The 22,431-nt window shown below is 67.6% G+C and carries 18 protein-coding genes; all 18 read left to right on the forward strand.

Annotation, left to right across the window (positions count from 1 at the left end; all coding sequences use genetic code 11):
* Positions 1-11 precede the first annotated feature (11 nt).
* The 18 genes from FVA74_RS01685 to FVA74_RS01770 all read left to right on the forward strand — a co-directional run bounded on the left by FVA74_RS01685 (position 12) and on the right by FVA74_RS01770 (position 22,409).
* The gene (locus FVA74_RS01685) at positions 12-1,208 is read left to right on the forward strand and encodes an FAD-dependent monooxygenase (protein WP_147720069.1); all 1,197 of its coding nucleotides are present in this window, start codon (positions 12-14) and stop codon (positions 1,206-1,208) included.
* 35 nt (positions 1,209-1,243) lie between these two features.
* Positions 1,244-2,158 (forward strand): fumarylacetoacetate hydrolase family protein, encoded by a 915-nt coding sequence (locus FVA74_RS01690; protein ID WP_147720070.1) that lies wholly within the window; start codon positions 1,244-1,246, stop codon positions 2,156-2,158.
* 69 nt (positions 2,159-2,227) lie between these two features.
* Entirely contained in the window at positions 2,228-3,184 is a 957-nt protein-coding gene (locus FVA74_RS01695; RefSeq protein WP_147720071.1) for an ABC transporter substrate-binding protein, read from the forward strand.
* 84 nt (positions 3,185-3,268) lie between these two features.
* Positions 3,269-4,507 (forward strand): CaiB/BaiF CoA-transferase family protein, encoded by a 1,239-nt coding sequence (locus tag FVA74_RS01700; RefSeq protein ID WP_147720072.1) that lies wholly within the window; start codon positions 3,269-3,271, stop codon positions 4,505-4,507.
* 24 nt (positions 4,508-4,531) lie between these two features.
* A complete protein-coding gene (locus tag FVA74_RS01705) occupies positions 4,532-5,449 on the forward strand; it encodes a MarR family winged helix-turn-helix transcriptional regulator (protein ID WP_147720073.1) in 918 nt (305 codons plus the stop codon).
* Positions 5,450-5,460: 11 nt separating this feature from the next.
* A complete protein-coding gene (gene leuC / locus FVA74_RS01710) occupies positions 5,461-6,924 on the forward strand; it encodes a 3-isopropylmalate dehydratase large subunit (RefSeq protein ID WP_147720074.1) in 1,464 nt (487 codons plus the stop codon).
* 9 nt (positions 6,925-6,933) lie between these two features.
* On the forward strand, positions 6,934-7,527 hold the full coding sequence (gene leuD / locus FVA74_RS01715; protein WP_147720075.1) for a 3-isopropylmalate dehydratase small subunit: 594 nt from the start codon (positions 6,934-6,936) through the stop codon (positions 7,525-7,527).
* Positions 7,528-7,538: 11 nt separating this feature from the next.
* Entirely contained in the window at positions 7,539-8,903 is a 1,365-nt protein-coding gene (locus FVA74_RS01720) for an MmgE/PrpD family protein (RefSeq protein WP_147720076.1), read from the forward strand.
* 2 nt (positions 8,904-8,905) lie between these two features.
* Complete coding sequence (locus FVA74_RS01725; RefSeq protein WP_147720077.1) at positions 8,906-11,020, forward strand: acetate--CoA ligase family protein; 2,115 nt, start codon at positions 8,906-8,908, stop codon at positions 11,018-11,020.
* Positions 11,021-11,092: 72 nt separating this feature from the next.
* Positions 11,093-12,280: an acyl-CoA dehydrogenase family protein gene (locus FVA74_RS01730; RefSeq protein ID WP_147720078.1), complete on the forward strand. Its 1,188-nt coding sequence runs from the start codon at positions 11,093-11,095 to the stop codon at positions 12,278-12,280.
* A 48-nt stretch (positions 12,281-12,328) separates the two neighbouring features.
* Positions 12,329-13,471 (forward strand): citramalate synthase, encoded by a 1,143-nt coding sequence (locus FVA74_RS01735; RefSeq protein WP_147720079.1) that lies wholly within the window; start codon positions 12,329-12,331, stop codon positions 13,469-13,471.
* 5 nt (positions 13,472-13,476) lie between these two features.
* Positions 13,477-14,712, forward strand: coding sequence for a CaiB/BaiF CoA-transferase family protein (locus FVA74_RS01740; RefSeq protein ID WP_240792266.1), 1,236 nt, complete (start codon positions 13,477-13,479; stop codon positions 14,710-14,712).
* The gene (locus FVA74_RS01745; protein WP_147720081.1) at positions 14,709-15,512 is read left to right on the forward strand and encodes an enoyl-CoA hydratase/isomerase family protein; all 804 of its coding nucleotides are present in this window, start codon (positions 14,709-14,711) and stop codon (positions 15,510-15,512) included. The genes FVA74_RS01740 and FVA74_RS01745 overlap by 4 nt, the downstream gene beginning before the upstream one ends.
* Positions 15,513-15,583: 71 nt before the next feature.
* Positions 15,584-16,576 carry a LysR family transcriptional regulator gene (locus FVA74_RS01750; protein WP_147720082.1) on the forward strand — a complete coding sequence of 331 codons (993 nt, stop codon included), beginning with the start codon at positions 15,584-15,586 and terminating at the stop codon, positions 16,574-16,576.
* Positions 16,577-16,681: 105 nt separating this feature from the next.
* Positions 16,682-18,334: a thiamine pyrophosphate-binding protein gene (locus FVA74_RS01755; protein ID WP_147720083.1), complete on the forward strand. Its 1,653-nt coding sequence runs from the start codon at positions 16,682-16,684 to the stop codon at positions 18,332-18,334.
* Between the two features lie 64 nt (positions 18,335-18,398).
* Positions 18,399-19,526 (forward strand): ABC transporter ATP-binding protein, encoded by a 1,128-nt coding sequence (locus FVA74_RS01760; RefSeq protein ID WP_240792267.1) that lies wholly within the window; start codon positions 18,399-18,401, stop codon positions 19,524-19,526.
* Positions 19,523-21,274 carry an iron ABC transporter permease gene (locus tag FVA74_RS01765; protein WP_147720084.1) on the forward strand — a complete coding sequence of 584 codons (1,752 nt, stop codon included), beginning with the start codon at positions 19,523-19,525 and terminating at the stop codon, positions 21,272-21,274. The genes FVA74_RS01760 and FVA74_RS01765 overlap by 4 nt, the downstream gene beginning before the upstream one ends.
* 46 nt (positions 21,275-21,320) lie before the next feature.
* The gene (locus tag FVA74_RS01770; RefSeq protein ID WP_147720085.1) at positions 21,321-22,409 is read left to right on the forward strand and encodes an ABC transporter substrate-binding protein; all 1,089 of its coding nucleotides are present in this window, start codon (positions 21,321-21,323) and stop codon (positions 22,407-22,409) included.
* Positions 22,410-22,431: the final 22 nt, after the last annotated feature.

Consider the following 22,431-nt stretch of genomic DNA (forward strand, 5'->3'; position numbering starts at 1 on the left):
GGCACAGCACAATGAACTCCACGCAACCCACCCACGACGTCCTGGTGCTCGGAGGGGGCATTGGCGGCCTCGCAACCGCGATCGCGCTGGCCGATGTCGGCCGCACGGTGCACCTCGTTGAGCAAGCAGCGGAGTTCGGGGAGATCGGCGCGGGCCTGCAGCTCGGCCCCAACGCGATCCGCAGTCTCGACCGGCTCGGCGTGTGGGACGAGGTCAAGAAGACCGCGGTGTTCCCCAGCGCCGGCATCATCATGGACGCGATGACGGGCGAAGAACTCACCCGGCTCGACCTGGGCCCAGCCTTCATCGAGCACTACGGCTACCCCTACGTTGTCGCACACCGCGCCGACCTGCACAGCATCCTCGTCGAAGCCTGCCGCCGCCGCCCCGAGATCACGCTCGAGACGAACCGTCGCGTGGTCGAGGTCACCGAATCAGCGGATGCCGCGGCCGTGACCTTTGCCGATGGCGACCAGTACGTCTCCAAGACGGTCATCGGTGGCGACGGCATCCGTTCGCGTACCCGGCTGCAGTTCGACGACAGCGAGCCGAAGTTCACGGGCCAGACCGCCTACCGCGGCACCGTGCCGACAGAGCTTGTCGACCTGGACTCCGACGACGTCATCCTCTGGATGGGCCCGAACTTCCACATGATCCAGTACCCCGTGCGGGCCGGTGAACTCTACAACCAGGTCGCCGTGATTGAGAGCAAGTGGCACGCGCAGGGCCGCGAGGACTGGGGCACCCGGGCCGAGCTCGATGAGGTGACGCGGGATGCCTGTGACGAGGTCAAGGCATCGCTCGCGATGCTGACGAGCGAACAGAAGTGGCCCATCTACGACCGCGACCCCATGTACTCCTGGTCGACCGAGCACACCGTGCTGATCGGCGATGCTGCGCACGCCATGCGCCAGTACCTGGGCCAGGGTGCCTGCCAGGCGCTAGAGGACGCGCTCGTGCTCGCCCAGGCCGTCGCCCGGCATCCCGAGCAGTCGGCCGCGTTCGCCGAGTACGAGGAGCGCCGCGTGCCGCGCGGGACACGGTGCCAGGAGGTCTCGCGCCCGTGGGGCGACCTGTGGCACACGGAGGACCCGACCCTGCAGCTCATGCGCAACAAGTACTTCAAGATGCGCGCCGCCGACGACTACTCGGAACTCGACTGGCTCTACAACGACCACGTCGGCGAGCTGTCGCCCGCCCGCGCCTGAGCCCCCTGCTTCTGAACCCCTAGAGAGGAACGCCCATGCGCTACGCAAGCGTCGTCCACAATGGCCGTCTGACCGCCGTCTCGGTCACCGAGCACGGTTACCGTGACCTGTCCGCCCTACTCCATGACTCGTCGGCGAGCGGCGACCCCATGCTCGACCTGCTGCGCGTGATCGCTGAGACGGAGCTCTCGCAGGAGGTCATCGAGGCCCAGCCGCTCATCCCGAGCGATGAAGTGACCGTCGCCCCGCTGCTCTCCCGCCCCGGCAAGATCGTCGCGGCCCCCGTGAACTATGAGGACCACCAAGAGGAGATGAAGCAGCTCGGCAACGTGTCTGCCCTCGGCTTCTTCCTCAAGTCCCCGACCTCGGTGGCGGCGCACGGAAGCACGGTGCGACTGCCCTACAGCGACCGTCGCTTCGACCAGGAGGGCGAACTCGCTCTTGTCATCGGCAAGCGCGGTCGCAACATCCCGCAGGAGAGCGTGGCGGAGCACATCGCGGGCTACACGTGCCTTCTCGACCTGACGATGCGCGGCGGGGAGGACCGTTCCACCCGCAAGTCCTTCGACACCTTCACCCCGGTCGGGCCGCACCTCGTCACCCCCGACGAGGTCGGTGACCTCGACCAGCTCACGATGACCTGCGCCGTCAACGGCACGGTGCGCCAGGACACCGACATCAAGGACCTCATCTGGGGAGTGCCCCAGTTCGTCAGCTACGTCTCGTCGGTGACGACGCTCGAGGTCGGCGACATCATCACGACGGGCACGCCCGCGGGCGTCGGCGTCATCCGCGACGGCGACACCATCGAGGTCTCGATCGACCGCATCGGCACCCTCGCGGTCACGGTCAGCGACGAGCACGCCGTGCCGTGCCCGACCCTTGGAGCGAACTCGGGCCCGCACGCGCCCGAGACGATCACACCGGTTCGGGAGCGCGCCCGCAGCTAGCGTGCCGTCCCTGCAGCAGCACCCCGCGGCGCTTCGCCGCCAACGATCAATGGAGATCAGGAGAACGACATGAAGGCATTCAAGATCGCATCGGTAGCGACGGTTGCAGCACTCGCCCTCGCGGGATGTGGCGGTTCCGCGGCACCCGACGAGGGCGCCAACGGGCTCACCCCCGTCTCGGTCGCCGCCATCCCTATCGCGGACACGGCAGCCCTGCACCTCGGGGTCGAGCAGGGCTTCTTCGAAGACGAGGGGCTGGATGTCACGGTCGAGAGCGTCATGGGCGGCGCGATCTCGGTGCCAGGCGTCGTCAGCGGCGACTTCGACTTCGCCTTCTCTAACGTCATCAGCATGTTCGTGGCGCAGGAGCAGGGTCTCGACCTCCAGTTCGTGACGAACGGTGCGACGAGCACCGGCGAGGTCGACGCCGACATCGCCGCGATCGTCGTGCTCGACGACGCACCGTACAAGTCCGCGGCGGACCTCGATGGCCTGACGGTCTCCTCGAACCTGCTCTCCAACATCGGCGACACCACCATCCGGCACGCGGTCGACGCGGCTGGTGGCGACGGGGCTTCACTCAACTTCATCGAGGTTCCAGTGCAGGAGGCGATGGCCGCGCTCGAGAACAAGCAGATCCAGGCGGCGCTCGTCGTTGAGCCCTTCCTGACGCAGGCGCTGCAGACGGGCGGCCGCGCACTCGACTGGAACTATGTCGCGGTGCATCCGGAAATGGATGTCTCGGGCTACATGACGAGCGGACGGCTCGTCAAGGAGAACCCAGAGCTGGTCGAGAAGTTCGCGGCCGCGATGGCGAAGTCCCTCGAGTTCTCGCAGGAGAACCCTGACGAGGTGCACCGCATCATCACGACCTACACGCAGATCACTCCGGAGCTTGCCGCCGACATCGTGCTGCCGCGGTTCAAGCCGGACTTCAACCGCGAAGCCATGGAGATCCTCGGCAAGGCGGCCGCCAAGTACGGGATCCTCAAGGCCGAGCCGGACCTCGACACGCTGCTTCCCTAGCCGGCGGGTCGAGCAGGCCCGTCGGGGCCATGCCTCCACCGCCCAGACCACAACCGTCCCCGTCAGACCAGCCAGGAGCATCCCATGTCACATTCGTCTGCTTCACCCCTCAGCGGGGTGCGGGTCCTCGAACTCGGCAACTACATCGCTGCCCCCACGGCCGGCCGGATGCTTGCCGACTTCGGTGCAGAGGTCATCAAGGTGGAGCGTCCCGGCACGGGGGATGAGCTTCGCCGTTGGCGCCTGTACTCGGGTGACACGTCGATGCTTTACCGCACAATCAACCGCAACAAGAAGTCGCTCGTGCTGGACCTGGGCTCGCCCGAGGGGCGGGCGGCCGTCGTCGAACTCGTCAAGCACTGCGATGTGCTGATCGAGAACTTCCGGCCGGGCACGCTCGAGAAGTGGAGTATCGGGCCCGAGGTGCTCAAGGAGGCCAACCCGGAGCTGATCATCTCCCGCATCTCCGCCTTCGGGCAGACGGGGCCGCTCTCATCCCGACCGGGGTTCGCGGCGGTCGCGGAGGGCTACGGGGGCCTGCGCAACCTCATCGGTGAGGCCGACCGGCCGCCAGCCCGCGTCGGCGTCTCGATCGGCGACTCCATCGCGGGGCTCTATGCGGCGCTTGGTGTTGCCATGATGCTCTTCGACCGCGAGCGGGGCCGCGAGCGGGCGGGGTCGTCGTCTGCCCCGGTCATCGACGTGGCGCTCAACGAGGTGATCCTCTCGATGATGGAGTCGCTCGTGCCCGACTACGAGGCCTTCGGCGTGCTGCGCCAGCGCACGGGGGGCCGGGTCGAGGGCATCGCCCCCTCCAACGCGTACCTCTGCGCCGACTCCTCGAGCGTCATCATCGCTGGCAATGGGGACTCGATCTTCCTCCGCCTGATGGAGGTCATCGGGCGTCCCGACCTCGCGGCAGACCCGCAGCTGTCAGAGAACGCCGGCCGCTGGGAGCGACGCGACGACCTGGATGCCGCGATCGAGGGGTGGACCTCGGCGCACAGCTCCGAACACGTGCTTGCGGCGCTCGCCGAGGCGGGTGTGCCGGCGGGCCCCATCTACTCGGCCGCCGACATCACGAAGGACGAGCAGTACCGCGCTCGCAACATGATCCAGAAGTTCTCAGTGTCGACCGGCAGCGAGGTGATCGACGACGTCGGATTCACGGGAATCGTTCCGGTGCTCGGTGACGTGTCGGCGTCGATCCGCACACTCGGCCCGGAGCTCGGTGAGCACACGGACGAGATCCTCGGCGGCATGCTGGGCATGTCGAGCGACGAGATCTCGGCCGTCACAGGCGGGGCGAGGGCGGCCGAGTGAGGATGAGTGCGGCGGGGGAGCATCATGGCTGACACGGCGTGGATGTCGGGTGGATTCCTGCTGCGCCGTGCGCAGCGGGTGCACACCTCGCTGTGGAACGACCTGTTCGGCAACGAGCTGACGGGCCCCCAGTACTCCACCCTCATCGCGATCGCGCGCTGGCCCGGGTCAGACCAGCAGACCCTCGGCGAGCTGACCGGCCACGATAAGGCCACGATGGGCGGGATCATCGAGCGGCTCGAGACGCGGGCACTGGTGGAGCGCACGCCGGATCCCGGCAACCTTCGCCGCTACCGACTTGACCTCAACGAGCACGGTCGCGCCTCGATGGCCGCGTTCGCGGAGCGTGCGACCGCCGTGCATGACGCCCTCCTGGACCTGCTGCCGGAGGGCAGCGGCGCGGAGTTCGTCGGTCTCGTCTTCGCGGTGGCGTATGCGGGCGGCGCTCCGCAGGAGCCGCGCGTCGACGACCCGGGTTTTCCCGTCATGAGCATGTCGACCTCGATCGGCCACCTGCTGCGGCGCGCCCACCAGAACCACGCCGCCCGGTGGAACGAGATCTTCGCGGGCGAGATCACCACCGCCCAGTACTCGGTGCTCGCGGCGTGCTCCGCGCTCGAGGTGCCCGATCTCTTCGCGGTCGCAGAGCTCGCTGGGCTCGACCTGTCATCCGCGGGCGCCGTCATCACCCGCATGGAGAAGGACGGATGGCTCGTCAAGGTGACCGATGAGCAAGACAAACGCCGCCGGCTTATCCACCTCACGCCCGTCGCGCGTATCGCGGCGCGATGGAGCGTGCACGGGGTGGAGCAAGTGGAAGAGAAGCTGTTGGGCGTGTTGGGCGAGGCCGAGCGCGAGCGCTTGGCGTTCCTTGCGCGTCAGCTGATTGACGCGCATGACGCGGGGCGCAGGGGCCCCCGGCGACCGCGCGGCACCGAGTGAAAGGGCACATCATGAGCGCAGAAGAGAAGTCTCGGACTCTCGCCGAGAAGATCTGGGAGTCCCGCCTCGTGCGGCGGGGAGAGGGCGAGGGCTCGAGCCGCGAGCCAGATCACATCTACATCGACCTGCACCTCGTGCACGAGGTCACCTCGCCCCAGGCATTCGACGGTCTTCGACTCGCGGGGCGCACCGTGCGGCGGCCTGACCTGACGATCGCCACGGAAGACCACAACACCCCGACGGTCGACATCGACAAGCCCATCGCAGACCTCACGAGCCGCCTGCAGATCGAGGCGCTCCGCAAGAACTGTGCTGAGTTCGGCATCCCGTTGCACTCACTCGGTGAGCTGAACCAGGGCATCGTGCACGTGGTCGGGCCGCAGCTGGGCCTGACCCAGCCGGGTCTCACGGTCGTCTGCGGCGACTCGCACACCGCGACGCACGGTGCCTTCGGCGCCCTCGCCTTCGGCATTGGGTCCTCCGAGGTCGAGCACGTGCTCGCGACACAGACGTTGCCGCTCAAGCCCTTCAAAACGATGGCGATCGTCGTCGACGGCGAGTTGAAGCCCGGAGTTTCATCGAAGGACATCATCCTCGCGATCATCGCGAAGATCGGCACAGGCGGTGGGCAGGGCTACATCTTCGAGTACCGCGGCTCCGCGATCGAGGCGCTGTCGATGGATGCACGCATGACGATCTGCAACATGTCGATCGAGGCGGGCGCGCGGGCGGGCCTGATCGCTCCCGACGACACGACCTTCGAGTATCTGAAAGGCCGGCCGAATGCGCCGAGCGGGGCCGATTGGGATGCGGCGGTTGCGGAGTGGCGGCAGCTGCGCACCGACGATGGTGCCGTGTACGACGCCGAGGTGCACATCGACGTGAACGAGCTCGAGCCCTTCGTGACGTGGGGGACCAACCCTGGACAGGGCGTACCGCTCTCGGGTGCCGTGCCCTCGCCCGAGGACTTCAGCAATGAGAGCGAACGCCAGGCGTGCATCCAGTCGCTCGAGTACATGGGCCTCACGCCGGGCACTCGGCTCAAGGAAGTCGACATCGACACGGTCTTCCTCGGCTCCTGCACGAACGGGCGTCTCGAGGACCTTCGGGCGGCGGCCGCCGTCGTGCAGGGGCACACGATCGCCCCCGGGGTTCGCATGATGGTGGTCCCGGGCTCGATGCGGGTGCGTCAGGAGGCCGAGGCAGAGGGACTCGACCGGGTGTTCCTCGACTTCGGCGCCGAATGGCGTTACTCGGGCTGCTCCATGTGCCTCGGCATGAATCCCGACAAGCTCGCGCCGGGCGAGCGCTGCGCATCCACGTCCAATCGCAACTTCGAGGGTCGGCAGGGAGCGGGTGGGCGCACCCACCTCGTCTCGCCCGTCGTCGCAGCGGCGACCGCAGTGCGGGGCACGCTGAGCTCGCCCGCAGACATCATCGCGCCGGCCCCAGTCGGCGCCCGCGCAGGAGAGTGAGGATCCACCATGGAGAAGATCACGAGCCACACGGGCATTGGCGTTCCCCTGCGGCGCAGCAACGTCGACACCGACCAGATCATCCCGGGCGAGTTCTGCAAGCGGATCACCCGCACGGGATTCGATGACGCGCTCTTCGCCGCCTGGCGCAAGGACGAATCGTTCATCCTGAACCAGCCCCCGTACTCGCAGGGTTCGGTGCTGGTCGCAGGCGTCGACTTCGGCACCGGATCCTCCCGGGAACACGCAGTGTGGGCGCTCAAGGATTACGGCTTCCGCGCCGTCGTCTCGTCACGCTTCGCCGACATCTTCCGCGGCAACGCCGGCAACCAAGGCCTCGTGACGGCGCAGGTCGAACAGGCCGAGGTAGAGCGGATCTGGGAACAACTCGAGGTGCAGCCGGGGCTGGCCGTCACGGTCGACCTCGTGCAGCGACACGTCACCTGCGGCTCCGTGAGCGCACCCTTCGTGATCGACGAGTACACGCGCTGGCGCCTTCTGGAGGGACTCGACGACATCGGACTCACCCTCCGTCACGAGGACGCCATCGGGGAATTCGAATCGCGCCGCCCGCGCCGCCTTCCCACGACGATCGCCAGATAGGAACCAGCACCATGACCGATCACGCGGCCGAACGGGGCCTGACCCTACGCCTCGCGGAGCTCGCTGTCGCGCTGCCTGTGGGGGAACGCCTGCACGCGGACGTGATCGCGCAGGCGTGGGCCGACACGATTGCCGTGTCGGCGGCCGCCGTCGGGCAGCAGGGGCTCCGCGACATCCGCTCTGCCGTGCTCGGCCAGCATGCGTCATCGCTCTGGTTGGCGACCGGGCCGCAGCGGGCCGACGACGCCGCCCTCCTGAATGGCACGGCGGCGCACTTCCTCGACTTCGACGACGTCTCGCCCTCGATGCCGCTGCACCCCAGCGCGGTGCTCGTCCCAGCGCTCATGGCGGCCGAGTCACACGGCGAGTTGCGCTTCGACCGCTTCGCGGAGGCCTTCAACGTTGGGTCCGCGATGTTCCGCTACATCGCGGAGGCGCTGCCGAGCGAGGAGCACTACGGGCGCGGTTGGCACTCGACGGCGACCGTCGGTCGTGTGGCGGCGGTGGCCGCCATCGCCCGCTACCGGCGGTTGTCGGCCGAGGTGACGGCGAATGCGCTCGGCATGGCCTCGTCGATGGCGTCCGGTTCGCGCGTGAACTTCGGCACCATGACCAAGCCGCTGCACGCCGGCCTGGCTGCCCGCGACGCCCTGCACGCGGTCGAATGGTCGGAGGCTGGCGTGACGGCCTCGACAACGGAACTGGAATCGAAGGGCGGGTTCTTCAGCCGCTTCGGCACCGCGGATGCCGCGGGGCTCGCCGAGACGGTCGAGGCGCGTTTCACCCACTGGGTCGAGGAGTGGCCGAGCGACTGGGGGCTCAAGCGCTATCCGTCCTGCTACGGCACGCACCGCCCGATTGACGCGGCGCTCGAACTGCGCGCGCTCGTGCCCGCCGAGCAGGTGGCCCGCGTCGAGGTTGAGATCTACCGCGGCGGCAGCGCGCCGCTCACCCCGCGCCCGCCCGAGGCTGGCACCGAGGCGAAGTTCAGCCTCGAATACTGCACCGCGCTCGCGTGGTTGCGGGGGAACGTGGCCCTCCTTGACTTCGCGGATGCGCACTTCGCCGCGGACCGTGCCGAGGTTGCTGCGCTGGCCTCGCGCATCTCGCTGCGCGAGGTCGACGGTGAGGGGGAGTTCGCGCACGTCACGGTGTTCGCCGCCGACGGTGGCTCGCACCACCGCACGGTGACCCTCACGAAGGGTTCCGGAGGCAACCCCATGGGGCCCAGCGAGTTACAGGCGAAACTCCGCTCGTGCCTCGAGTTCGCGGGTGTAGCGGGTGGCGAGAGGCTGCTCGCGGGGGCCGACGGGTACTCGCCCGAGCAAGACCTCATCCAGATCGCCGCCGAACTTCGTCTCGAAACCGGGTCTTGATCATGTCCATCACGAATCCCCCCACGCGCCCCTCAGGCCTTGACGCCCTCTTCGCTCCTCGCAGCGTGGCGGTCATCGGTGCGTCGGCATCGCCCGAGAAGCCCAGCCACATGCCGCTGCGCAATCTGCTGCGCAACGGCTTTGCGGGCGAGGTGTTCCCCGTCAACCCCTCCGCCGAGTCGGTGCTTGGGGTTCCGGCGTACGCCTCGATCACGGATGTCCCGGCTCCCGTCGACCTTGCCTACATCGTCATCCCGGCCGAGTTCGTGCTCGACGAGCTCGAGCGCTGCGCTGCTGCCGGCATCCCGTGCGCGGTCGTTGCCGTGAGTGGCTTTGCCGAGACAGACAGCGCGGATGGCCGCAGTCGCCAGCAGCGCATCGCCGAGATTGCGGCGAGTTCCGGCATGCGCATCCTCGGCCCCAACACCAACGGGCTCTACAGCACGCCCGCCTCGATGTCGCTCGGCTACAACTCGGCGCACGAGCGCACGTTCACGCGAGGCAGGCTGGCGATCATCTCCCACAGCGGCGCCCTCTTCAGCGCCGTCGCTGGCCAGCTTGAGCAGCGCGAGGTCGGCCTCGACACCTTCGTCTCTGTGGGCAATGAGGCGGATGTCACGATGCTCGACCTCGTGGAATACTGCGTGCACCAGGGCGAGAGTTCCGTCATCGCGATGATCATGGAGTCGGTGCGGGACGGTCACCGCCTCCGGGGCCTCGCCGATGATGCCCGCGCCCGCGGCAAGACCCTGGTCGCATTGAAGCTCGGACGCTCCGTTGCCGGGGCGCGGGCGACGGTCGCCCACTCCAGTCGGCTCGCGGGGTCGTCGGCCGCATATGAGGCCTGGCTCGAGGACGCCGGTGTGCCGCTGCTCGACAGTCTCGAGAGCATTGCCGGCCTGGCCTCGATCGCGGAGCACAGCCCCGCAGCAGTCCGGCGCGGTGGTCTCGGTGTGGTCACCTATTCCGGCGGCGGCAGCGCACTCGTGGTCGACAGGGCAAGTGAGCTGTCACTGCCCGTCGCTGAGCTCGGGGCTGAGACCCTCGCGGCCCTCGCGGCGCGGCTCACCCGGCCCGCGCCGCTGATGAATCCGCTCGACATGGGGGCGGGCATCCCACTCGCCGAAAGCTACGAGGCGCTGTCGGCGGTCGCGAATGACCCTGGCGTCGGGGCGATGGTGGTCTTCCTGCATGGCATGCAGACGCCGGCCGTCAATCTCATGATCGCCCGAGCGATCGCGAAGTCCCAGCGAGACACGGGCGTACTGCACGTCGTGATTGCTCCCGGCGGGGTGAGCTGCGAGGAGCACGACATCCTGAGCGATGCCGGCATTGAGGTCTTCACCAATACGGCCCTGTGCCTCTCGTCGCTCAAGCCGCTCGTGCAGGTGGCAACGTATGAGGTCACCACCGAGCGCGCGGTGCAAGCCGAGACGGAGACCCTGCCCGAAGGGGTCCTCGACGAACGAAGGAGCCTGGAGCTCCTGGCGCGTTGGGGCATCCCCGCGGTCGTGCCAAGACTCGTGCGCAGCGCGATCGACGCGCACGCCGTCGCGGATGCCATGGGCTATCCCGTCGTCATGAAGGGACTCGTCGACGGTGTCGCGCACAAGGCCGAGGCGGGCCTCGTGCGGCTCGGCCTCGAGAGCCCATCCGACGTGGTCACGAACTTCACCTCGCTTGAGGCGGTGATCGCGCAACTCTCGCCCAGTGGCGGCGACATCATCATCGAACGCCAGGCGACCGGTGAATTCGAGGCCTTCGTTGGCAGCAGCCGGCAGCCAGGCATCGGGCACGTGCTCGTGGCGGGACTCGGTGGCGTCTACACGGAGGCGATCGCGCAGGTCGTGCTCTGGTCGGTGCCCGTCGCGCGCGACCGGATCCGGCACAAGCTGCTCGACTCGCCCCTCGGTCGCATGCTGGGGCGGCTTGAGAGCGAGAACCCAGGGGTCACGGAGCAGTTCATCGATGTCGTCGATCGCGTGCAGGACATGCTCTTGGCCCATCGTGACTCGGTTGATGCGATCGACCTCAACCCCATTCTGATCACCACGGAGGGGCCCATCGCCGTCGATGCGCTTCTCGTCGCAAGCCGGCCAGGCGGGACTCCGCCGTGACCAGCCGCCCGTCGCGACACCACCCCTCGCCGCGAACCGCGTTCGCCGGCGCCAATTGATAGAGGAGTACCCATGGCAGACCGTATCGAGTCATCCGCGTTCAGTCTCACGGAGGAGCAGATCGCGATCCGCGAGGCGATCGACGACCTCTGTGAGCCGTTCGGCAACGAGTACTGGGCTCGGCATGACGCGGCGAGCACGTACCCGGAGGAGTTCGTCGACGCCGTCTATGAGGCGGGCTGGATGAGCATGCTCGTTCCGGAAGAGTATGGCGGAGGCGGTGCTGACATCCGCGATGCTGCCGTCGTGCTCGAGCAGATGGAGCGCAATGGATGCCACGCCGGCGCGGTGCGGGCGGGCATGTACACGATGGGGTCGATCCTGCGTCACGGTTCCGAGGAGCAGAAGGCGGAGTTCTTGCCGAAGATCGCCTCGGGTGAGCTGCGCCTGCAGTCCTTCGGCGTGACGGAACCGGATGCCGGCTCTGACACGACCCGCATCAAAACCTTCGCGGTGCGTGATGGCGACGAGTACGTCGTGAACGGCAACAAGATCTTCATCTCGCGCGTGCAGCACTCGGATCTCCTGCTGCTCCTGACCCGCACGACCAAGCGCGAGGACGCCACGAAGCCGAGCGATGGCTTCACTGTCCTCCTCGTCGACCTTCGCGAGGCGATCGAGAACGGCCAGATCGTGGCGACGCCCATCAAGACGATGGTCAACCACGAGACCAACGAGCTCGCCATCCGTGACCTGCGGGTGCCGGTCGCGAACCGGATCGGCGAGGAGGGCAAGGGCTTCAAGGTCATCCTCTCGGGCATGAACTCTGAGCGGGTCATCGTCACGAGTGAGTACATCGGCGCGGGCTTCTACCTGCTCGACCGTGCGGTGCAGTACGCCAACGAGCGTGAGGTCTTCGGGCGCAAGATCGGCATGAACCAGGCCATCCAGATCCCGATCGCCCGCGCCTACGCGCAACTGCAGGCGGCCTCGCTCATGCGCTGGCGTGCCGCCGAAATGTACGCCGCCGGCGAGAACCCCCGCTTCGAGGTCAACGGCGCCAAGCTGCTCGCCTCCGAGGCGCTGTGGGCTGCGGCCGAGGCGGCCTTCGACACCTTCGGTGGCTACGCGGCCGCCGAGGAGTACGGCATCGAGCGTCACTGGCGGGAGGCGCGTCTGCCCCGCACGGCTCCGATCAGCAACAACATCGTGCTCGCGGGCATCGCCCACGGCACCCTCGGCCTGCCGAAGTCCTTCTAAGCTGCCGACCTCCACGTCACACGAGAACCCACACGCTAGGAGCACGCTATGACCACCGGCAAACCCACCATCGTCATCGTTGAGGAGGGCATGCGAGAGGGCATGCAGATCGAGAGTCGCGACATCCCGGTCGATGGCAAGATCCGTCTGCTCGACGCGCTGTCTGCGACGGGGCTCAAGCACATCATCGTGGGCTCTTTCGTGAGCCCCAAGTGGACCCCGCAGATGGAACACGTCGAAGACGTCATCAACGGCTTCACTCCCGTCGAGGGGGTCGAGTACCAGGCGCTCGTGCTCAACGCGAAGGGTGCCGAGCGCCGCGAGGCCTACGCGCAGAAGCTCACGGTGCCCGACCCGGCGCTGGGCCAGTCGCGCATCCACCTGTGCGACGTCTTCGTGCGGCGCAACACCAACCGCAGCCAGCAGGACGAGATCGATGCCACGCTCGCCATGGTCGCGGCGGCGAAGGACAAGGGCGTCACGCACGCCGAGATCAGCGTCAACGCCGCCTGGGGTTCGAACTGGCTGGGCGAGATCAGCGAAGACGAGCGGATGCGCGTGCTCCAGTTGCAGCACGATGCCTGGACGGCGGCCGGCATACCCGTGACCCGCATCCACATCGGTGACCCCATGAGCTGGAACACGCCCTCGGCGATGAGCTCCATGTTCCGTCGGCTGCTCGATACCTGGCCGGAGGTCAAGGAGTTCCACCTGCACCTGCACGATGCGCGCGGCATGGCGATGCTCTCGGCATATGCGGCCATGCAGCAGCTCGACGAGCGCCACACGCTCACGGTCGACACATCGATCGGCGGCATGGGTGGATGCCCGTACTGCGGCAATGGGCGCGCGACCCGCATGATCCCGACGGAGGACTTCGTGCACCTGCTCGAATCCGAGGGCATCACAACGGGCATCGACCTGCGCAAGCTGATCGAGGCCGGCGTCATCGCTGAGGAAGTGGTCGGGCATCCGCTCTGGTCGAAGGTCACGGCGGCGGGGCCCCGCCCCACGGGCGCGGATGTCTATGCGATGGACATGCCGTTCGTCGAGACATTCGAGCAGGCGCAGCACTTCCGGCTCGGACCCGACGTGTATGCGGGGGCAATGTCGCCCTGGCGCGAGCCGGTGCGCTCGCCCGTGCGCGACGACTATGAGGCGCGGCTCGCGGCAGAGGGGGCAGGGCGATGAGCTCGATGGGGTCACTCGCAGGAGTGCGGGTCGTCGAGATCGGCACGAGCGTCGCAGTGCCCTATGGCTGCCAGATCCTCGCGGACTTCGGTGCCGAGGTCATCAAGGTCGAGCGCCTGGGCGGCGGAGACGACGCGAGGGCGTGGGCCCCCGTCATCAAGGGGGTCTCGGTCACCTTCCTCGCGCTCAACCGCAGCAAGAAGTCCGTCGTCGTGAACTACAAGGATGAGCAGGGCGCCGAGGTGCTCGAGAAGCTCATCGCCTCGGCCGACGTGCTCGTGCAGAACCTGCGACCCGGCGCGCTCGCCGCCGCCGGGTTCACCTGGGAGCGGATGCGCGAGATCAACCCGCGCCTCATCTACGCCGAGATGACCGGCTACGGGCGCACGGGTCCGCGGAGCGAGCAGCCGGCCTACGACGCGATGCTGCAGGCCTATTCGGGTGTTGTCGCCATGACGGGAGCGGATGACGGGCCTCCGGCTCGCGTGCCGCTGTCGATCATGGACCTCGGCACGGGCATGTGGATCGCGCTCGGCGTCTTCGATGCCCTGCGCCGCCGCGACCAGACGGGGGAGGGCGTGCACCTCGAGGCATCCCTCCTGCAGACGGCCCTGTCGTGGGTCGGCCCGGCGCTCATGAACGTCGCCGCGGGAGATCCCGTGCCGAAGCGGCTGGGCTCGGGCTTCGGCGGGAACGTGCCCAACGGCGCGTTCCCGGCATCCGACGGCTACGTATTCCTCTCTGTGGGCAACAACGAGAGCTTCTACCGCCTCCTCAAGGCCATCGAGGCACCCGAGCTGAAGTATGCGCCGGAGTTCGCCGACAACGTCACCCGCGTTGCCAACCGCGCGGTCGTGAATGCTCGTCTGGGCGAAGCGACGAGCCGCTTCACGATGGACGAACTACTCGAGCGTCTTGACCGCGCCCAGGTGCCGCACTCGGCGGTCAACACGCTCGACAAGGTCCTCGTCGATCCGCAGGTGCAGGCAATCGGTCAGCTCGAACAGCTTGACCATCCTCAGATGGGGCCGTTCACGATCGTGAACACCCCGCTCACCTTCGACGGGGAGTACCTCGCCCACCGCGGGGCGCCCCCGGGACTCGGGGCAGACACCTCCGCGGTCCTCTCCGACATCGGGGTGACGCCCGAACAGCTCGAGGCGCTCGTGCAGGCGGGGATCGTCGAGGCAGCAAAGACCAGCACCGACACCGACACCGACACGCAGGGAGACGCACGATGACCGATGGACTGCTCGCGGGTACGCCCGACGAGGTGCTCTACGCACTCAACGACCACGTGGCGCGCATCACGATCAACCGGCCGGAGCGGCGCAATGCGATGAGCCGCCACACCGTCCAGTTGCTCACCGAGGCGTTCGTTGAGGCGGGGGAGGACCCGGAGGTCTGGGCCGTCGTTGTCACGGGCACCGGCGACAAGGCGTTCTGCGCCGGCGGTGACCTCAAGGAGATGAACAACATCGCCAAGGCCGGTCGCCAGGTCCACACCCCTATGACGGGCGCCTATCGGGACATGCTGGAGGTGGCGGCGGAGACGTACAAGCCCGTCATCGCCGCGATCAACGGGCACGCGCTCGCGGGAGGATGCGAGCTGGCGTTGGCCTGTGACATCCGGATCGCCGTGGAGGGCACGACGATCGGCCTGACCGAGGCCAAGCGCGGCATGGGGGCCAACTTCGGTTCCATCGTGCTGCCGCGGCTCGTGCCTCGCGCCTATGCCATGGACATGCTCTACACGGGCCGCATGGTTCCCGTCGAGGAGGCCGCCCAGATCGGACTCGTCAACAAGGTCGTCTCGCGCGAATCGTTCGCAGATGAGGTCGAAGGCTACGTGCGCAGCATCGTCGCCAACTCGCCGGTGTCGACGCGTCGCTACAAAGAGATGGCGGTGAAGGGCTGGGGGCTACCCCTCGCCTCGGCGCTGCGCCTCAATGTCGGGCCGAACCCGTACACGAGCGAGGACCGCGCCGAGGGGGTCGCCGCGTTCGTCGAGAAGCGCGCACCCCAGTGGAAGAACAGGTAACACGGCAGCACACGGTGTACGCGGCCACTGGCGGCCGACGGTGTCCCCCGGTTGTGGGGGAGAATGGCACTATGAACCTCAATCTCCTGCGCACCTTTGTGGCGGTGTATGAGGCACGCAGTCTTACCGAGGCTGCAGAGAGACTGTTCGTCACCCCGCCGGCCGTCAGCCAGGCCATCAACCGCCTGCGTCGCGACCTCGATGACGTGCTGTTCACCCGCGTCGAGCGGCGCATGGAACCGAGCCCCCTCGCCGACGTGCTGTACCCCGAACTGAGGGAGGCCCTGCTCCGCATCGACCGGGCCATCACGGGCATCCATGGCTTCGACCCCGCGACGTCGCAGCACCACTTCACGATCGCCCTGTCGGAACTCGGCGAGATCCGCTACCTACCAGTCATCCTGCGTGATGTCCACGCAACTGCGCCCGGCGTGAGCATCAAGGTGGTCGCGCTCGACACCGACAGCGTCGACGATTGGCTGCAGCGGGGCAAGATTGACCTCGCCATCACCTCCTCGCCCGTCGGCTCCAACGTCATGCGCACGACCCTGCAGACGGCGCGCTATGTGGCGCTCATGTCAGAGCAGCACCCTCTTGCCGACGCCGACGCCGACGCCGACGCCGACGCCGACGCCGACATGAGCATCGAGCAGTACGAAGCAGCGAACCACATTGTCGTGACGGGCGATTCGGGGTTTCCCCATGTGCGCGCCATGTTCGACACGCTGGCCCTGCGCATCAACACCACCGTCGCCGTCAACAACTTCGCCGCCCTGCCGCCGCTCCTGGCGATGGGGGACTTCATCGCGACCGTACCCGACAGTCTCGCGAGCGCGTGGGCGGTCACCTGGCCGGTCGTCGCGCGACCTCTGCCCTTTCACGTGGACCACGTTGACGTGTGCCTCTGCAAGCGCACGACCGGGCACGACATGGAGGCGCTCGCCTGGCTCTCGAGCGTTGTAGAACGAGCCGCACGCACCACCCCTGAGCGGTACTTCGCGATCACCAATGACGCCATCACGTCCGACTTTGCGGATGCTGCGCGCCGTTCCGCTCACGAATAAGGCGACCTTATCGGGGCCAAACAAAGGCTAAATCGACAGCGCGCAGGAGCGCTGTGACGATGGATCCACAGCGGCAGAGTAGCCGCGGGAAACGGGGAACAGCCGATGTCGGATCGCGTCACGGTAGCCGAAGCCGTCGGACGGACTCTTGCGCACCTCGGTGCGGGACACGTGTTCGGAGTTGTCGGGAGCGGCAACTTCCACGTCACCAACGCCATCCTGGACGGGGGTGTCGAATTCACCGCCGCGCGTCACGAGATGGGCGCGGCCTGCATGGCGGATGCCTATGCGCGCCTCACCGGCAAGGTTGCCATCGTCAGTGTGCACCAGGGCTGCGGACTCACGAACGCCATGACCGGCATCGTCGAGGCCGCCAAGTGTCACTCGCCAGTGCTGGTCGTCTCGGGGGACACCGCCAATGGGCACGTCACCTCCAACTTCTACATCGACCAGGACGCGGCAGTGCGTGCCCTCGGTGCCGTGCCGGAGCGCATCCACTCGGCGAAGAGCGCCGTGAGCGACGCCGCTCGCGCCTTCCGCTCGGCCCTCTACGAGCGCCGCACGGTCGTGCTCTCGCTGCCGATCGACATCCAGGACGAACTCGTTGAGTGGAGCGTCGACAGCATTCCGGCGGCGAACGCCCCCGTACGTGCCGGGGCGTCGCAGCAGTCGGTCCGGGAGGTGCTCGAGCTCCTTGCAGAGGCTGAGCGTCCTGTCATCGTCGCGGGCCGCGGCGCCTGGGGCGCGGGGGCCGACCTTCGGGAACTCGGCGCTCGCATCGGCGCACTGCTCGTCACCTCTGCCGCGGGCCGCGGACTCTTCGTCGACGACGACTGGGCGCTCGACATCATGGGCGGCTTCGCCACCGACGGTGCTGCGGAACTCGTGCAGGATGCTGACGTGGTCCTCGCCTTCGGGGTCGCCCTCAACAACTGGACGACCCGCAGCGGCAGCCTTCTGGCGAACGCCAAGGTGGTGCAGGTCGATGACCGGCTCGACGCGATCGGATGGCACCGTCCCGTCGATGTCGGCGTCTGGGGTGACGCGAGGGAGGTTGCCCAGGCCCTCGTTCGCGAACTGCCGGGCTCGCGCGTCGGCTACCGCAGCGACGAAGTGGCTGTGAAGGTGCGCGAGTCGCGCTACTGGGCCGACCAAGCGGTCGAGTCGCGCGCTGAGGAGCGCCGCGTCGACCCGCGCGAGCTGAGCAACGCCCTCGAGCACATCCTCCCCACCGAGCGCGTCGTCGTGCCCGACGGTGGCAACTTCGCCTGCTACCCGGCGGCGCACCTGCGGGTGCCCGACGAGCGTGGCTTCTGCTTCCCCGCCTCGTTCCAGTCGATCGGCCTCGCGCTCTCGAGCGCGATCGGCGCCGCCGTGGCGTCGCCCGAGCGACTCGTCGTCGCGGGCATCGGCGATGGCGGCTTCATGATGAGCCTCGTCGAGCTCGACACGGCTGTGCGCCTGGGCCTCGGCATGGTCATCGTGATCTACAACGACAGCGCGTACGGCGCCGAGGTGCACCATTTCGAGCACGTGACCGACCAGCTGGAGACGGTCGTGTTCCCCGAGACCGACCTCGCGGCGATTGCGAGGGGCTTCGGATGCGATGCCATCACTGTCGAGACCCTCGACGACGTCGACGCCGTGAGCCTGTGGCTGGCCGGCCCCCGCGACCGCCCCCTCGTGATCGACGCCAAGGTCGCCAAGTTTGCCTCGTGGGTGCTCGCGCACGCACACCGGGTTGAGAAAGACGCGTAGCTCGACGAAGAGCAACGCGCCGCGACCCGGGCCAAGCGTCCCGGGTCTCAAGGAAAGGAAGAGCATGAACACTGCGTCGATGCTGCAAGAGCGAGCGACGTTCGAGGCGGCAAATGCCGGCGAGGAACTCGCCGTCAACGTGCAGGGCCTCCATAAGAAGTTCGGCAAGGCAACCGCACTCGAGTCGCTTGACCTTGCGGTGCGCAAGGGCGAGTTCCTGGTGCTGCTTGGCCCCTCGGGGTGCGGCAAGACGACGACGATGCGGTCGATCGCGGGACTCGAGGTGCCGACCTCCGGCACGATCGAGGTCGGGGGCCAGGTCGTATTCGACTCGTCCAAGGGCATTGACCGGGCGCCCGCCGACCGCAACATCGGCATGGTCTTCCAGTCTTACGCGATCTGGCCGCACCGCACGGTGCGCGAGAACGTCTCCTTCCCGCTGAAGATGCAGAAGGTTCCGCGCAAAGAGGCCGCCCAGCGTGTCGACGAGGTCCTTGCCCTCGTCGGACTTGAGGCGCAGGGCAGCCGCTCGGCCAGCATGCTGAGCGGTGGCCAGATGCAGCGCGTCGCCCTGGCCCGCAGCATCGTCATGAGCCCCGCCGTGCTGCTGCTCGATGAGCCGCTCTCCAACCTCGACGCCAAGCTTCGCGAGAAGCTCCGCGTCGAGCTCAAGCAGACGCAGCAGCGACTCGGCACGACCTCGATCTACGTCACGCACGACCAGGCCGAGGCGCTCGCGCTCGCCGACCGCGTCGTGCTCATGCGCAACGGCGTCATCGAGCAGGTCGCAGCGCCTCTCGAGCTCTACCGCAACCCCAAGACGCTCTTCGCCGCTGAGTTCCTTGGCACCAACAACCTCCTGAAAGGTCGCGCCGAGAACGGCACGGTCCTGCTCGACGACTTCTCGCTGCCGACCGCGTACGCCGGTCCCGCTGGCGACGTGTCGATGTGCCTGCGGGCCGAGGACTTCACCGAGAACCCGCCAGAGGCCTGGGCTGGCGGGCGGGTCACGGGCCGCATCGAGGTATCGAGCCTGCTGGGCAGCCAGATCCAGTACTCGGTCCGGGTCGGCGGCACGCTGCTCGAGGTGCTCGTGCCCTTCGTCGAGCGCCTCGCCGCTCCCGGCGACACCATCACGCTCGGCGTCAAGGCGCAGGACGTGCGCTGCTTCCCCACGGTGGTGGAATCATGACCGCACAACTCACCGTCGACACGACGGCGATGCGTGCGGCCGAACCCGCCACGCCCCGTGGCCCGAAGGACAAGATCTGGCTGCTCCGTGCGCCCTACCTGATCCTCTTCGCGGTCATGGCCATTCTCGTGGTCGTGCCAATGGTGGTGCTGCTCGTCGCATCCTTCACCGACAGCGCGCCGCGCCCGGGTGACGCGATCGGCAACTTCACCCTCGACAACTACGCGGCAATCTTCTCCGCGCGGGGCCTCTCGGCGGCTGGCAACTCGGCGATCATCGCCTTCTTCGCCGGGTCGCTCGCGATGATCCTCGGCACCGCCATGGCCTGGCTCGCGGCGCGAAGCGACGTGCCGGGCCGGTCGATCGTGAGCATCGCGGGCATCATCCCGCTCTTCATCTCCGCCTTTGTCGGCGCGATGGCGTGGAGCCTGATCGCCTCACCCCAGGCCGGCTACATCAACCTCTTCTTCGATTGGATCGGGTGGGACGTCACCCTCAACGTCTATTCGCTGCCGGGGATCATCTTCGTGCAGGCGATCTACTACTCGCCCTACGCGTTCATCTTCGTCTTCGGTGCGCTGCGGCTCATGAACCCCGAGATGGAGGAGGCGGCGCTCATCCACGGCGCTCGCCAGCGCCACGTCGTGCGCTTCGTGACGCTGCCGATCATCCGCCCGGCGCTCCTGGGCGCGGCCGTGCTGACCTTCGCGCTCGTGCTTGAGGACTTCCCGATCCAGACGATCCTCGGTGCTGGCGGCGGCATCGAGACGCTGCCGACCATGGTGTACTCGCTCATGACGGTCGCCCCGTCGCAGATGAACCAGGCGAGCGCCCTCGGCATGACGCTGCTCGTCATCCTCGTCGCGATCATCGTCTTCCAGCGGATGCTGCTGAAGAACAAGTCGTACACGACCGTGAGCGGCAAGGGCTTCAAGCCCAGCGTCGTCAAGCTCGGCAAGTGGCGCTGGCCCGCCTTCGGCCTCGTCGCGCTCTACCTCATCATCGCAGTCGTGCTCCCGATCCTCGCCCTCGCGAAGGCGGCGTTCTCCGGAGCGCTCTACGTCGAGTCGTTTACGGACATCTTCGACCCGAGCACCTTCTCCACCGATGTGTTCGTCGACACGGTCACGTCGGGGGCGTTCCTCGACGCGCTGAACAACAGCTTCGTCGCGGGCATCGCGGCCGCGATCTTCGGCGTCATCCTCTACGTGGCCCTCGCATACTTCATCCAGCGCACGCAGATGAAGGGCCGCCGCCTGCTCGAGCAGCTCGCAACCGCCCCCGTCGCCATCCCGGCGCTCATCATGGGCCTCGCGTTCTTCTGGACCTGGGCGGTCGTGCCGCTCCCGGTCTATGGCACGCTCATCATCCTCGTGCTCGCCTACATCGCACGCCTCATCCCACAGGGCTACGGCGGCATCTCGGGCACGATGCAACAGATCGATGGCGACCTCGAGGCGGCCGCCAAGGTCGCTGGTGCTGGCAACCTCCGGGCCCTCACCTACGTGACGCTGCCGCTGCTGCGGACGAGCATCATCTCCGCGGGCCTGCTCGTGCTGATCCTTTCGCTGCGCGAGCTCTCGTCCTCGATCTTCCTCTACACCTCCCAGACGCGCGTGCTCTCCGTGCTCGTCTTCGGGCAGTGGGAGAACGGCCAGTGGGACAAGGTCGCGGCAATGTCGCTCGCCTACAGCGCCATCCTTCTGGTCATCACGATCATCGGCGGCAAGTGGCTCAAGCCCGCGTAACTCGCGCCCGCCAACGCACACCACAGCAATCGAAAGGAAGCAAGCAATGAAGCGGTCTATCCCAGTTGCACTGTTCATGGGCGTTACGCTCGGCCTCACCGCGTGCGGCTCCACCGCCGGCGCCGGCAGCTCCAGTGGAGACGGAGGGGAGCTTGTCGTCGATGGAGAGACAATCGCCTCGGCCGAGCTCTACGCTGCCGCCCAGGAGGAGGGCGAGTTCGTGCTCTACGACTCCTACCCGGAGGAGCAGAATCGGGCCCTGCTCGACGTCTTCACCGAGGACACCGGCATTGAGGTTGAGCTGGTTCGCGCCGTCACCTCGCAGCTCTACGAGCGCGCCGTCGCCGAAGCCGGTGCGGGGCGCGGCGTCGCCGACGTGCTGGGCCTCAACGACCTGACTCTCATGAACGAGGTCGCGGAACGCGGCATCCTCGCCGAGTACGAATCCCCCATGGCGCTCGAAGCGCTCGAGGAAGGGCAGTACGACCCCGAGCACCGCTGGTACACGGGCTCGCAGGTCACCCTCGCGCTCGCCTTCAACGAGAAGCTCGTGGATGAGAAGGACGTTCCCAAGAGTTGGGACGACCTGCTCGACCCAAAGTGGGAAGGCAAGATCGGCGTGACGCCCGTCTCGGTCGGCGGGAGCGCCTACGTGACGTACCACATGCTTCGCGAGGTGGGCGGCGAGGAGTACTGGGAGCAGCTGGCGGGGAACTCGCCCAAGATGTACCAGTCCGTCGTGCCGCTCACGCAGGACCTCGTGCGTGGCGAGATCGCCCTCGGCATCTCGGGCCCGAGCGTCGTGTCGTCGCAGCGCGCCGCCGGAGCCCCGGTCAACTCGGTGCTCTTCGAAGACGGCACGCCGTCCTGGGCCAACGCGCTCGGCGTCATGGAAGAGGCGAACAACCCCAACGCGGCCCGCCTCTACATCGAATGGGTCCTGTCGGAGCGCGGCCAGCAGGCCATCAGCGATGTCGCGGGCGAGTTCCCGGCGCGCAACGACATGTCACACGCTTACGAGGGTGCGCTCATGCCCAAGGATGGCGCAAACCTCATCTCGGTGCCGCTCGAGGAGTGGTCGGAGAGCGCCCGCACCCAGCTCGTCAAGGAGTGGGAGTCCGTCTTCCTCGGGTAGCGCGTTTGTAGTCTGAACCTGA

It is taken from the genome of Salinibacterium sp. dk2585, from assembly GCF_008001035.1.
In the GTDB taxonomy this organism is placed as follows: domain Bacteria; phylum Actinomycetota; class Actinomycetes; order Actinomycetales; family Microbacteriaceae; genus Homoserinimonas.